The organism is bacterium, from assembly GCA_026416715.1.
Lineage (GTDB): Bacteria > UBP4 > UBA4092 > JAOAEQ01 > JAOAEQ01 > JAOAEQ01.
On sequence record JAOAEQ010000008.1, the window covers coordinates 39,061 to 52,683 of the forward strand.

Here is a 13,623-nt window from a genome sequence, read left to right on the forward strand (position 1 = left end):
CTACTGCAACAGTCGGCTCCATACCCGTTTCGCTCGTTCCCGCGCTTGCTGATAAACTTTTTGTTCATCTATCCCGCAAATTTTGCCATGTTCAAGCACTTTTTTACCGGCGATATAAACTGTATCTATCGGAACAGGACGCATACCATACACCACATAAGAACCAATATTTTTAGCCGAAAGATTTATTGCAGGATATTGTTTAATCACGATAATATCAGCAGCAGCATCCGGTGTTAGCATACCCACGGGAACTGCAAAAAACCGGGCGGTAATCTTTCGATTATTTTCGATAGCGAGTTTTAACGCCAGCTCAGGAGAAAAAACGCGTGGGTCATGCTGCGCTAATTTATGGAGTAAACCAGCGAGTCGCAGTTCTGTAATCATATCATTACCTAATCCGTCAGTACCAAGTCCAACCAGGATATTTCTTTTGAGCATTTCAATAACCGGCGCTACTCCAACTGCATTATTCATATTTGACCCCGGATTATGGACTATAATGGTATCAGTTTGCTTTAAAATATCTATTTCAGAAGCGGAAAGATAGATTCCATGGGCGGCAATCGTTTTCTTACCTAAAATTCCTAAATCCGCTAGTCGATGAACTACCGATTTCCGATATTTCTTTTTAGTTATCACTTGGTCAACCGTATCTTCAGCAAGATGGATATGAAATCCAGAATTAAGACTATTACCGAGCTCTGCAGCTTGCCGTAACGTCGATTCCGATAAGGTAAACGACGCGTGAAGTCCAAACGATGCTGACAGTAAAGGATTGTGTTGAACGCTACAATTGTTGGTAATCCATCGTAAATTTTCTTGCAACCCTTGTTGCGCAATCCTGTTTCCGTCACGGTCGGATACTTCGTAACATAAATTAGCGCGTAACCCGAGCTGCAGGAGAGCACGCGCGATATGCTCCAAACTATTGGGAACCGCTCGAGGGCTTGAATGATGGTCGAAAATCGTAGTCGTACCAGATTTAATCGCTTCAATGCCAGTAACCAAAGCACTATAATAAATATCTTCTTCGGTTAACGCGCAGTCTAATTTCCACCAAATTCGTTTCAGGATTTGTACGAAGTTTGTCGGTGACCCCGAGACTGGCATCCCGCAAGCAAAAGCGCTATACAAATGGGTATGGACGTTAATCATTCCCGGAAGAACGAGCGCACCGTTGACATCATAACCTTTTGCGGTTGGATATTTTCTTTTGATTGCGGCAGTAGCACCTATATCTTTAATCAAAGAGCCATCAATTGCGATTGCGCCATTATCAATGACTCGGTTGCGGCTATCGAAGGTTAATAGTAAACCATTGGTTAAAAGAAACATAATTTGATAGGGTGAAGGGATTAAACTGTCAATAAATATTTTATTAGAACTTTAGACTATGAGCATCGGGCTCAGAATATTTTTTTTGACATTGGTCAAGTTTGAGTTTCGCGAGTCGTTGCCAGGTCGGGTCAGATGTATATTCCAGTAACCGTTGATAATACGAACTAGCGTAGGTAGGCTGATAGTAGGTTTCCTGATAAATCTTCCCTAACTGAAATAACGCTACGGGCAAATATGGACTTGCAGGATGCAGTGATACCACTTTTTCGTACGCAGTAACCGCAGCGGTGGTGTCTTGTTGGATAAGCGATACCTCAGCAATCATCATATATGCATCATCAAGGAATTCACTATTTAATTTCAGCGTAACCTCGGTGCCTGAAGAATATTTATCAACTATTGTTGTCCAATGTTGTTTCGCTTTATCGAAACGCGCTAACGTATATTCGGCGCAACCTGCCCAAAATAATGCATCATCAGCGAATTCACTTTTCGGGTATAGTTGTATAATCCGAGCATAGGTTTGCGCTGCTTTATCCCAATTAAAAACCGATTCGTATGTTTCAGCAATCTTCATTAATACTGTTGGTGCTTGAGAATATTCCGGATATCGAGCGAGTAACTCCTCCCAGGTTTTAATCGCTAATAGCGGATTATTCTTTGGATTTGAAGTATCTGCATGAATGGTTCCAATTAAATATAGCGTATCCGGAACTTTCGCCGTGTTGGGATATAATGCAAGTAACTTTACCGCTTCAGCGATTGCTTCCTGATATAACTGCTGAGCATATAACGCTGAAGCGAGCAGATACGCTTGTTTTGCTTTTTCTTCAGCATAATAGTCTATTGCCGGTGCAGGAGATTTAGCCGAGATACTTCCTGCAAGTAAAAAAAGCAGTAATCCAAATGAACCGAGATATACGATAATCGGGTTACGATGCATATACAATCATTTCAATAATTTAAGTTTTGTTCGAGCGTGATATCCGAGCAAACTATTAGGAAATTCATTGGTTAACTCAATAAGTGTTTCACATTCAGCGGTTGCTTTTATCTTGTCCCCAATTTCGAGATATAGTTCTATTAAATCAAGATGCGCTAACTGCCGCTGAAAACTATCTGGAAACTGTGCGGTTACTCGGGCATACGCTTGTTCGGTTTGCAATAATTGTTGGTACATCAATTCTTCTTGTAATGCGAACTCAGCAAACCGTTGAACGATTACCTGAGGATTAACTTTGCTATGTAACACTTGCTGATATTCAGTTTTTTTATTCCGATACGCTGTGGTAAGTTTTTTATAATTAGCTAGGTGAAGCCGAGCAATATGATATGCGGCATAACTAGCATACGGTGATTTTGGATAATTTTGGACGACTCGTTCGTAAAAACTAATTGCATCCGCATCATTCTCTTCGTTCTGGAATTTTCTCGCTAAATTAAATGGAATTATAGCTGGATCAGAATCTATGGTAGGAACAAAATCAGCGATTTCGTAAATAAATTGCCGAGATTCACGAGCAGATTTAACCAGCGGACTTTTAGGAAATGAGGTAATGAGCTGAGAGAACTGCATTACGGCTAGTTCATATTTTCCTAGATAATATGCACACCAGCCCAGTCGGTATCGAACGATATCAGCTTGCGTATATTGCGAATCAATGGATAATAACTGTAGGTATTCAGTTTCTGCAGCAGCATACTGCTGATTGTGAAACAAACTTTCGGCATACCGAAAAATCCCATCGATACCTTGAACTTCATCGGTGGCGAACGAATAAGAACATAATAAAAAATATAAGGCTAGAAAAAAATGTATAAATCTACGATAAATAAACTCGTCAGCATCCATCTTAGTTAGTATTAGAGCATAAATCTGTTATTATACTACTATGCCCTTATTTTAAGGAAGAAAATCCATATAAAAAAGGTGACCCTGATAAAAAATATTGATTACTTACTATCATCAGGATCACCTTTCCAAGTTCTCAGCTAACTTATACAACAACTACGCCTTCACGACTACGGTCCACGACGCCAGACATCGCCTGCGCTAGTGGTTCCATTCGTCGGGTCATAGGTTAACCCGCTGGTTGCTAATGGGTTAGATGTTGATACTTGCATACCAGCTTGATCATCAGACCAGCATGATTCTTCACGAAGAGCTGCACCACCAGAAACACCAGAATTACCATCAACCACGTCTGGACCATAACTGGTTACAATCCAACCGGAAGGCGGCCAAATACCACTATGGTCTCTCGGTCCAGCTGCTGGACTTGTGTTGGTTGCAGTACCAGCACCACTGGTAAGTCCCGGACCTCCACCGTATTCATAGTATCCTTTACCGTTCTTCTTGAACGGATCTCTCGGAACTGAAGTAATATATGCAATCGGTGTGGTTAAGGTTACCGGAACAATACCACCGTCTTGAGTTGCACCGTATCCTGCGGTACCGTCACGTGATTCTGGTGCATAGCCGAGACCACTTGCCGGTGAAGGATATACGTTGGCATCGATAAAGTAGGCTTCTAATCCGGTTGCCAACATATTCTGTTCACCTTTAACGCGTGAAACTTTCGATCGAGTCTGTGCTGCTAAAAAGTTCGGAATAGCAATTGCTGCTAAGATAGCAATAATAGCAACGACAATTAATAACTCGATCAACGTAAATCCTTTATGTCCCCTCATTCAATTATCCCTCCTTTCTTTTCAAAATTCACCTATAGCCGAATTGTAATGTATTTACATCCCCTGCCTTCTAGTTTAACACAGAACACCTTGAACTGTCACAAAAAAATGCAAAATATCCCTATTTATATTATATGAAATATATCAGAGAAACCTAGTTCTTGTCAAGTATTTTTTTCGTATTTTTTAGAATTTTCGCTAATTTCCTTCTCTATGGTATTATTTTCAATATGCGCTATCGATTCATACACAGGTTCTGCAGGGATTTCTGCCACTTTGGGGAATACCAAGCGAAGTAATAGTGGAGTAACCATCGTGGTAACTAAAACCATAATTATCATTACCGAGAAAACGTCTTGGGTGATAATCCCATGCGATAGTCCATACCCAGCAACAATCAATCCTACTTCACCACGAGAAATCATCCCGATTCCTACCCGAACCGACTCTCGATTATTAAATCCTGTTAACCTTGCTCCGAGTCCGCACCCGATAATTTTAGTTACAATTGCAATCCCGATAATTAGAATTAAGAAGCTCAGTTCGTTTCCCAGCTCTCTACCGTTTGCTTTCAGGCCGATACTGATGAAAAATATCGGAACGAACATCGAATAGGTTATCGGATGTATCCCTTGGTCAATGTGTTTTTTAAACTTCGTTTGCGCAAACAGAACCCCTGCGATATACGACCCGGTTATTGCAGCTACGTTTCCAAAATATTCTGCTGCCCAGGCATATAGAAAAGCGACTACAACCACAAACGCCATTAACGCCTGACTTGCTGGAATCTTCACTACTTTTTCAGTTATTTTCCCTAAGAATTTATGTCCGAAATAGATGGAAACAACAAAAAATAATGCCATCCGTATACTAATCCATACAATACACCAGAAACTTTCCTGATTACTACTTTGCGGAATCGAATCAGCGGTTTGGCAGCCAGCGAATGCTACGACCAGCGATAAGACAATGATACCTAAAACATCATCAATAACCGCTGCGCCGAGTATCGTTGACCCCTCTTTCGATTTCAATGCTTTCAATTCCATTAAAGTTTGTGCTGATATGCTCACGCTGGTTGCGGTTAGTATTGCACCAACAAACCAACTACTCGACCAGTTGTAGTTGTATAAATAATGACAAAGAAATAACGCGCTGAATAATGGTAGCACTACGCCACCGACTGCTGACCAGAACGCTACTTTTCCGACCCGTTTTAATCCCTCTAAATCCGTTTCCATGCCAGCAACGAACATGAGCAGTATAACCCCGATTTCCGCTAAATCCGAGATTATCCCCAGCAACGATGGATGGCTACCCCCGATAAGCAAGGGAATATGCGCCTCTTTGAACATTTGCCAATCGAGAATATTTAATACGGTCGGACCAAGAATCAACCCGACCAATATCTCGCCGAACACCGCTGGTTGACCGTATCGAGTTGACAAAGCGCCGCCTAATTTTGCTAAAAATATTATTGCTGATAATAGCAAGAGCAGTTGTAATAGATGATTCATAGTTGCAAAACCAAATAGCAGAGTTTACCTGTCAAGGGTATTATTTATTTTGATGATTGTGACCATTGTAAACTCGAATACGATTCAACGCTCGTTCTAGCGCTGCTTGAGCACGAGTGAATTCGACTTGGTCACGTTTTCTCGACTCGAGAATTTCACGCGCCCGTTCTTCCGCACGTTTCGCTCGCGCTATATCAATCTCTTCAACCTTTTCGATAGCATCAGCTAAAATTGTCACTTTATTCCCGGCAACTTCGAGAAAACCGCCGCTAATTGCGTAAATAAATTCTTGATTCTGGTTATCTCTAATAGTTAATTTTCCCGGAATTAGACTGGTTATAAGCGGTGCATGATGCGCTAAAATCCCTAAATAACCTTCGCTTCCCGGCGCGATGATTGACCGGATTTGCTGTTCAAAGACCTTTTTTTCAGGGGTAACAATCGTTAATAAAAATGATTGCATATATACTATTGATAAATATAAAGTTACTTTGTTCCGAATGGCGTTATTGCCCTCGAAATGAGAACGAAGTGGAACAAGAGCGGCTTCGACCCGCTCTTGTATCTCTTCGCCATCTGACCTATATCAACGTTTATTTCATCAACTCGGGTTAAACAGTGGTGGTTTCTTTCATTTTTTCAGCGCGGTCAAGCACTTCCTCGATTCCGCCAGCCATAAAAAATGCGGGTTCTGGAACTTCATCGAGTTCACCATTGATAATTTTTTTAAAACCGGTGATTGTATCTTCTAGTTTAACATATTTGCCTTTGGTTCCGGTAAATGTTTCAGCAACAAAAAACGGTTGCGATAAGAACTTCTGGATTTTCCGCGCGCGGTACACCGTAATTTTATCTTCATCAGATAATTCATCCATCCCGAGAATAGCGATAATATCCTGCAAATCTTTATATCGTTGCAGAATCCGCTGGACTGACCGCGCAACCGTATAATGCTCTTCGCCAACAATCCGCGGATCGAGTATCCGCGAAGTTGAATCCAGTGGGTCAACTGCTGGATATATTCCCAGTTCCGCAATTTGACGGGATAAGACCGTAGTTGCATCCAGATGAGAGAACGTGGTTGCTGGCGCTGGATCAGTTAAATCGTCGGCTGGAACATAAATACATTGGACGGACGTGATTGACCCTCGTTTGGTAGAAGTAATCCGTTCTTGGAGTTCGCCCATTTCAGTGCCTAACGTCGGCTGATAACCAACCGCAGAGGGCATCCGCCCGAGTAACGCGGAAACTTCCGACCCCGCTTGAACGAATCGGAATATATTATCGATAAATAAAAGAACATCTTGATTCAGTTCATCACGGAAATATTCTGCCATAGTTAATGCGGAAAGCGCGACACGTAACCGTGCTCCCGGCGGTTCGTTCATCTGCCCATATACCAGTGCAGTCTTATTTAAAACCCCAGATTCTTTCATTTCCAACCAGAGCCCGTTACCTTCGCGAGTTCGTTCACCGACGCCAGCAACAACGGAAAATCCGCCATGTTCGACCGCAATATTATGAATCAACTCCTGCATAATAACTGTTTTTCCAACACCTGCACCACCGAATAACCCGATTTTCCCTCCTTTCGGATAAGGAGCAAGTAAATCGATAACTTTAATCCCAGTTTCGAATAACGATGCAACCGGAACTTGGTCTTCCAGTGACGGCGCTGGCCGATGGATCGGATACCGTTGTTCTGGATTCGGGACCGGACCAAGTTCATCAATCGTTTCTCCGAGAAGATTAAATATCCGACCGAGTGTTTGTTCCCCGACCGGAACGGTTATCGGTGCGCCGGTATCTTCTGCGGGCATTCCGCGAATTAACCCGTCCGTTGAAGCGAGCGCAACGCAGCGAACAATGTTATTTCCGCGATGTTGCGCGACTTCAACTACCAGCGTTCGATTCTGGTCTGGGATATCAATTTTTATCGCGTTCAATATCTGCGGGAGATGCTCTTGTGGGAATTCAATGTCAACCGTCGGTCCAATCACCTGAACGATCTTACCTATATTAGCCATATATTCTTCCTTATTTCATTTTGAATGTTAAATTTGCAATGCAATACATTTGCAATGTGAACTAACTATCCTTTTAGCGCTTCAGCGCCGGAAACTATCTCCGTTATTTCTTTCGTAATACTCGCTTGACGCAGTTTGTTGCGTAATAAAGTTAATTGCTCAATCATTTCATCCGCGTTATCCGTTGCATTCCGCATCGCCAGCATTCGCGAGCTATGTTCGGAAGTAAACGATTCCGCTAATGCGATATAGACTCGAGTGGTGATATATCGGGGTAGTAAAATGTTGAATAACTGTTCTGCGTTCGGTTCGAAGATATAATCATAGCTTCGGGAGAAGGATGGCGATGCATCAGTCTTTATTTCGGGCGAAGTAAATTGTCCCTTTACCTCAGCAGGGTCAATATTCAATAATTTGGTTATGTGCGGACGATAGGTCATTCCGGAAATAAATTGCGAATACAGAAGGTATACCGCATCAACTCGTTTAGATAGATAAAACGAAATTAAACTATCCGCAATTTCTTTCGCTTGGCTAACATTGAGTTTTCCACCGAAATCCTGCCAAGTAGCCAAAATTTCCCAAGACCGTTTCCGAAAATAGAATATCCCACGTTTCCCGATGAGAATCAATTTAACCTGGGCAACGCTATATTGCTCAAGATACTGTTCGGCAAAGCGGATAATATTCGCATTATACGCACCGCACATCCCTTTATCCGCAGTAATAAGAACGACAGCGATATTATGTGCTTCCCGCTGTTCGCAAAATGGATGGATACCGTCAGCGCAGCGTGCGGATAATCGGGATAACAAATCGTTCATTTTCTCGGCATACGGCCGAGCGGCGTATAACTGCGCTTGTGCACGTTTTAATTTCGCAGCGGCAACCATTTCCATCGCTCGAGTTATCTGCTGGGTATTCTGCACACTGCGAATCCGCCGACGAATTTGTCGTAACGATGCCATACCTTAGATGCAAATTCGTAATACAATCAAAATCTTTAACCGCAAAAACGTAGATACCACGAAAAGCTCGCAAAGTATTTCGCTGCGTTTTTAACGTAACTTGACGTTTTCTGCGGTTAAGTTAGTTTCAATATAATAAATAATTATCAGGGAAAATAGGAAATCGCGCAACCTGAATTTTGTATCCAAGATATTGGAAAAAAATTTTTATTAACCCAGCAATTTTTGGATTCGATAAATTGATTTTTTTCGGTTGTCGTAGTATTTCGTCACTGGAATACGCATTGCTACATTGTATTTACAAAAAATAACAAATTATCTAACTCGATAATTTATTATATATAAAAAATCTTTTTATATAAAAAATATTCTCTTTATGATAAAATATTTAACCTTTTTACTTTTTTTCTCATTTATGACTGAAACTAATTCTCAATCTAGCGCAGTTCAAAATAAAACGGTTGACCAGAAACTAGAGTGGGCGTTGAACCGGTCAATCGTCGAAGGATCGTTCTATACGGTTATGGATTATCTGATTGGCGGCGTGTTCATAACCGGATTTGCGTTAGAGTTTGGCGCTAACAATTTCTATTTAGGCCTTATTGCGGCGATTCCGCCATTCATCAGTTTACTGCAACTATTTACTCCCCCGATACTACGTCAGTTCGGTGGAAAACGGAAAGAGTTGACGGTTTTCTCATTTGGTATCAGCCGAATAGTTTGGTTGATTATGATTCTGCTGCCGTTCATGTTCGTGCCATCAACCTCACCAACCTATACGATATGGATCATTATCAGCGTATTATGCGTGTTTAATGGACTCAATGCCATCGGGGTTGTTAGTTGGTTATCTTGGATGAGCGACCTTGTGCCTCGAGAACGGCTCGGGAGATATTTTGCTAAACGAAATTTTTATATCGGCATTGTCGGGCGGGTAACAGCGTTAGCTGGCGGTCTTCTGTATGACGCTTGGAAACTTAAAAATGCAGGGAAACCGCCGATATTTGGATTTTCATTTATCTTTTTGATTGGATTAATCTGTGGTCTGATTTCAGTCTATCTCTTAAAAGGTATACCAGAACCGCAAATGGTATCTTCGCCGCAGCAAGATACACCATGGAAAAAAATGTTTATTCCATTGAAAGATAAGAATTTCCGTCGGTATATTTTAACCCGGATGTTCTGGATTTTCGCCTTGATGTTCGCTTCACCGTATTTCAATGTGTTCATGATTAAGAAGCTGAATTTGCAATATACCATTATCCAGACATTCGGGCTTATCGGAGCAGGGTTAGCGTTAGCGTGTTCGCCATATTTCGGTAAATTATGTGACCGATACGGGAATAAACCGGTGCTTATCTTAACCTATATTGTGAAAGGATTCTATTGTTTCGCCTGGTTATTCGTTACGCCGAACAACTACTGGATTACCTTAACCATCACCCGACTCTTTTTCTGTCTTGATATCGCGATGGTATTCAGCGCATCAAATCTGCTGTATAAAATTTCACCGAAAAGTGATAATACCGCATATATGGCGACCTATACTACCTGTATGAACCTCAGTTCGTTTCTTGCCCCGATTATTGCTGGGTGGATGACCCTGTTCGCGAAACAGAACGATATGTTTACATTCGGAGGGTACGAAATCGATTCGTTAAAACTGATATTTTTAATTGCGGGGGTATTGCGGATTATCGCGGCGCCGATGTTATTCTGGGTGCATGAACCGGAGTCGGTCTCGTTGCGGGATATGATGCGCGGAATCCGAAAAAGCAATGAACATTCTCGCTGCTAGAAAAACTACCTACCAGTTCTGCGATTAAGTTTTGTTTTTATACTCGGATTTGAATCGTTGAATTGCTTCATCTAGCTTTTTCGTTATCGAATCAGATAATTCCTTTGTTTTTTCAATTTGATGCTCGATATCTGGATATTCTTTTTCAATAAACGTAAACAATTCTTTTTCGAATCGTTTTAATGATTCCAGCGGTAAATCATCGAGGTATCCTTTCGTAGCGGTATAAATTATAATCACCTGTTTGGATACCGGCATCGGTTCATATTGGTCTTGCTTAAGAATTTCTACCATTCGTTCTCCACGGATTAACTGGGCTATAGTCGCTTTATCGAGATCTGAGCCGAACTGCGCGAACGCAGCAAGTTCCCGATATTGCGCGAGTTCTATGCGCAAACGACCAGCAACCTGTTTCATCGCTTTAACCTGCGCGGCACCACCAACTCGGGAAACGGATAGCCCAACATTAATCGCTGGTCGAACTCCAGCATAAAATAAATCGGTTTCTAAATATATCTGACCATCGGTGATCGAGATAACATTGGTTGGGATATAAGCGGAGATATCGCCTGCTTGCGTTTCGATTATCGGGAGTGCGGTTAACGACCCGCCGTTCAAGTTATCATTCAGTTTCGCTGCACGTTCTAATAACCGCGAATGGAGATAGAAAACATCACCGGGGAACGCTTCCCGTCCTGGCGGACGACGAAGTAATAAAGATAGCTGGCGATACGCTTGCGCGTGTTTCGATAAATCGTCATAAATCACCAACGCATGTTTACCGTTATATAAGAATTCTTCACCCATAGCACAGCCGGCATATGGTGCAATATATTGTAACGATGCTGGTTCATCCGCATCTGCGGAAACGATAATCGTATGTTCCATTGCCCCGTATTTAGTTAAGGTTTCAACCACTGCCGCAACACTCGATGCTTTCTGGCCGATAGCCACATAGATACAATAGATATCACTGTTCTTCTGATTGATAATCGTATCGATTGCAATGGCAGTTTTTCCAGTTTGTCGGTCGCCGATAATCAGTTCTCTCTGCCCGCGGCCGATAGGAATCATCGAATCGATAGCTTTCAGCCCCGTTTGTACCGGTTCTTTCACCGGCTGACGCTGGACAACGTTCGGTGCAGTACTTTCTACCGGCCGATATTTTGTTGCAGCAATTGCTCCTTTCCCATCAATCGGCTGACCTAACGCATTCACTACGCGACCGAGTAACGCTTCTCCGACCGGAACCGAAGCGATCCGACCGGTACGTTTAACTAAATCGCCTTCTTTAATCTCACGGTCAGAACCGAATAGAACTACCCCGACATTATCTTCTTCTAGATTCAAAACCATACCCATAATTTCGCCAGGAAATTCAACTAATTCGCCTGCCATAACCTTTTCCAGTCCATAAACCCGTGCGATACTATCCCCAACCTGTAACACGGTTCCAACATCTTCCATTTTTAATTCGGATTCGTATTGCTCTAGTTCTTTTTGTAGAATGGCGGTTATTTCTTCCGGTCGTAATGGCATAGTTTTTTTAGTCCTAAGTACCAAGACAAAGGCCAAAGGGAAAAATGTTATTCGGTCAACACGGAAGTTGCAACAACGAGTCGTCTTTTAGATGGCGGTTACGGAATTCGTTTTCTTTCGTTATCGAAACCGAGCTCAATAATCACTATTTATCCGCGACCGATTGACGACTGTGCTTGGTTCTTTTTCCCTTGATACTTGATATGTTATTTAGTCCTTTCTAATCAATGAACAGGTGTAGCGAGTAAAGTATCCCGTAGCTTATTCAATTTGTTTCGGATACTTCCATCAATCAACGTATCTTCGAAGGAAACGATGGCACCGGCGATGATTCGCGAATCAACCACCCGCTCTAGTCTGACTTTCTTTTCCGTAATCCGTTCAATCTGGCTGGTAATTGAACGGATAAGGTCTTTATGTTTCTCATTGTCAAGCGGTTTCGCAGTAATAATCTTTGCGGTGATAACTCCTTGCTCTGCATCTACGAGCCGTAAATATTCCTTAAGAATATCTACCCCGTATTCTATCCGTTTCTTTTTTAAGAGAAGCCATAGTAATGAAAGTAATAGTTCGGAAACCTTTCCTTTAAGCACCTGTTCAACTACCGCATATTTTTTCTCCAGACTGATTCGCGGCGATTGAAGGAATCTACCTAGTCCGATTTTTGCGGTTATAACCGGGAACAGCGACTCGATTTCATCCGCTAACGAATCCATTTCTTTCCGATGTTTTGCCGCGGCGAGGAGCGCTTTTGCATAAATTTCAGCGATAATCTTTTCTCGCATAAAGACGGACAATGATTAGGAAACCAAAAACCCGGGTGTTTTAACAATCATCATAGATTTATGGTTTCTTTATAGTTAGTTTTGTGTTTTAGTCGTTCCTTTTATGTTTTCAAGAGAACCAATGTATTGCGTAATCAGTTCCCGATGTTTCTGGTCATCGAGTTTTTCAAGAATCATTTTTTCCGTCGCTTGTAATGTCATATTAACAATCTCATTCCGCAATTCTACTTTCGCTTTTGCAATTTCGAGGTCAATATTCTGTTTCGCTTTTTCAATGAGTTGCCGAGCGTCATCGCGGGCTTGCTCTTGGATTTCGAGTGCGATTTTCTGTCCTTCTTGCACCGCTTCAAGAATCTTCTGTCGCGCCTGAACATCAATAGTTTTCAACTGCTGTTCATATTCCTGTTTCAGTCGCTCGACTTCCTGTTTCGTCCGGTCAATTCTTTCGAATTCAGCAATAATTTTATTCCGCCGAGTTTCAAGTAATTGAAGTATCGGTTTCCAAGCGAACTTTTTTAATAGCCATACCAGCAGTAAAAATCCAATGATTTGGGTTACAATTTGCGACCAATCAAGCTGCATAAACAATAATGGTTAACCCGTGAAGTTCATAAGGGTTAGCAAAGCTCGCTAAACAATAACAATGTATCATCGCGTTCCTAGCGATTTTTCTTTGCGTCTTTGCGGTTAAGAATTTTCAATTGCAATTAGATTTTTCCATTGAGAACAAACATGGTAACAAGCGCGTAAATAGTTAACGCTTCAATAAATGCGCAGCCGATAACCATATTTATCATAATTTTCGTTGCTGCTTCCGGCTGACGACCGGTCGCTTCCATAGCTGCGCTAACCGCTTTCCCTAAACCGATACCAGAGCCGAGCGCAGCAATAGCTACTCCTAACGGTAATGCTAATGCTAATGCGGCATGGTAGTCCATAAAATCACCTCCGAGTACT

The 13,623-nt window shown here is 41.9% G+C and carries 12 protein-coding genes and 1 pseudogene; 1 reads left to right on the top strand and 12 read right to left on the bottom strand.

The annotated features are described in order from the left end of the window. The 8 genes and pseudogenes from ssnA to atpG form a co-directional block, all read right to left on the bottom strand. Complete coding sequence (gene ssnA / locus N3A72_04760) at positions 1-1,338, bottom strand: putative aminohydrolase SsnA (GenBank protein MCX7918914.1); 1,338 nt, start codon at positions 1,336-1,338, stop codon at positions 1-3. A 43-nt stretch (positions 1,339-1,381) separates the two neighbouring features. Further along, positions 1,382-2,284: a tetratricopeptide repeat protein gene (locus N3A72_04765; protein ID MCX7918915.1), complete on the bottom strand. Its 903-nt coding sequence runs from the start codon at positions 2,282-2,284 to the stop codon at positions 1,382-1,384. A 6-nt stretch (positions 2,285-2,290) separates the two neighbouring features. Continuing rightward, a complete protein-coding gene (locus N3A72_04770) occupies positions 2,291-3,061 on the bottom strand; it encodes a tetratricopeptide repeat protein (protein ID MCX7918916.1) in 771 nt (256 codons plus the stop codon). Between the two features lie 881 nt (positions 3,062-3,942). Next, positions 3,943-4,032: pseudogene (locus tag N3A72_04775) on the bottom strand (prepilin-type N-terminal cleavage/methylation domain-containing protein). A 164-nt stretch (positions 4,033-4,196) separates the two neighbouring features. Further along, positions 4,197-5,549, bottom strand: a complete 1,353-nt coding sequence (locus N3A72_04780) for a cation:proton antiporter (GenBank protein ID MCX7918917.1) — start codon at positions 5,547-5,549, stop codon at positions 4,197-4,199. Positions 5,550-5,589: 40 nt separating this feature from the next. Continuing rightward, entirely contained in the window at positions 5,590-6,012 is a 423-nt protein-coding gene (locus tag N3A72_04785; GenBank protein MCX7918918.1) for a F0F1 ATP synthase subunit epsilon, read from the bottom strand. Positions 6,013-6,160: 148 nt separating this feature from the next. Beyond that, positions 6,161-7,576 (bottom strand): F0F1 ATP synthase subunit beta, encoded by a 1,416-nt coding sequence (atpD, locus tag N3A72_04790; GenBank protein MCX7918919.1) that lies wholly within the window; start codon positions 7,574-7,576, stop codon positions 6,161-6,163. 65 nt (positions 7,577-7,641) lie between these two features. After that, positions 7,642-8,544: an ATP synthase F1 subunit gamma gene (gene atpG / locus N3A72_04795; GenBank protein MCX7918920.1), complete on the bottom strand. Its 903-nt coding sequence runs from the start codon at positions 8,542-8,544 to the stop codon at positions 7,642-7,644. Between the two features lie 415 nt (positions 8,545-8,959). Between atpG and N3A72_04800 the strand changes: the two genes are divergently transcribed. Next, positions 8,960-10,342: an MFS transporter gene (locus N3A72_04800; GenBank protein ID MCX7918921.1), complete on the top strand. Its 1,383-nt coding sequence runs from the start codon at positions 8,960-8,962 to the stop codon at positions 10,340-10,342. Positions 10,343-10,366: 24 nt separating this feature from the next. On the opposite strand, the gene atpA is transcribed toward N3A72_04800, so the two are convergent. The 4 genes from atpA to atpE all read right to left on the bottom strand — a co-directional run bounded on the left by atpA (position 10,367) and on the right by atpE (position 13,604). Then, positions 10,367-11,881 (bottom strand): F0F1 ATP synthase subunit alpha, encoded by a 1,515-nt coding sequence (atpA, locus tag N3A72_04805; protein ID MCX7918922.1) that lies wholly within the window; start codon positions 11,879-11,881, stop codon positions 10,367-10,369. Between the two features lie 224 nt (positions 11,882-12,105). Further along, positions 12,106-12,666: an ATP synthase F1 subunit delta gene (gene atpH, locus N3A72_04810; protein ID MCX7918923.1), complete on the bottom strand. Its 561-nt coding sequence runs from the start codon at positions 12,664-12,666 to the stop codon at positions 12,106-12,108. Between the two features lie 75 nt (positions 12,667-12,741). Further along, positions 12,742-13,248, bottom strand: a complete 507-nt coding sequence (gene atpF / locus N3A72_04815; protein ID MCX7918924.1) for a F0F1 ATP synthase subunit B — start codon at positions 13,246-13,248, stop codon at positions 12,742-12,744. A 125-nt stretch (positions 13,249-13,373) separates the two neighbouring features. Continuing rightward, positions 13,374-13,604, bottom strand: a complete 231-nt coding sequence (gene atpE, locus N3A72_04820; GenBank protein ID MCX7918925.1) for an ATP synthase F0 subunit C — start codon at positions 13,602-13,604, stop codon at positions 13,374-13,376. Positions 13,605-13,623 lie beyond the last annotated feature (19 nt).

Coding starts and splice junctions, on each gene's coding strand:
- N3A72_04780 (MCX7918917.1), bottom strand. CDS start 5,549: ATGAATCATCTATTACAACTGCTCTTGCTATTATCAGCAATAATATTT.
- atpD (MCX7918919.1), bottom strand. CDS start 7,576: ATGGCTAATATAGGTAAGATCGTTCAGGTGATTGGACCGACGGTTGAC.
- atpE (MCX7918925.1), bottom strand. CDS start 13,604: ATGGACTACCATGCCGCATTAGCATTAGCATTACCGTTAGGAGTAGCT.
- N3A72_04765 (MCX7918915.1), bottom strand. CDS start 2,284: ATGCATCGTAACCCGATTATCGTATATCTCGGTTCATTTGGATTACTG.
- N3A72_04785 (MCX7918918.1), bottom strand. CDS start 6,012: ATGCAATCATTTTTATTAACGATTGTTACCCCTGAAAAAAAGGTCTTT.
- atpH (MCX7918923.1), bottom strand. CDS start 12,666: ATGCGAGAAAAGATTATCGCTGAAATTTATGCAAAAGCGCTCCTCGCC.
- N3A72_04800 (MCX7918921.1), top strand. CDS start 8,960: ATGACTGAAACTAATTCTCAATCTAGCGCAGTTCAAAATAAAACGGTT.
- ssnA (MCX7918914.1), bottom strand. CDS start 1,338: ATGTTTCTTTTAACCAATGGTTTACTATTAACCTTCGATAGCCGCAAC.
- atpA (MCX7918922.1), bottom strand. CDS start 11,881: ATGCCATTACGACCGGAAGAAATAACCGCCATTCTACAAAAAGAACTA.
- atpF (MCX7918924.1), bottom strand. CDS start 13,248: ATGCAGCTTGATTGGTCGCAAATTGTAACCCAAATCATTGGATTTTTA.
- atpG (MCX7918920.1), bottom strand. CDS start 8,544: ATGGCATCGTTACGACAAATTCGTCGGCGGATTCGCAGTGTGCAGAAT.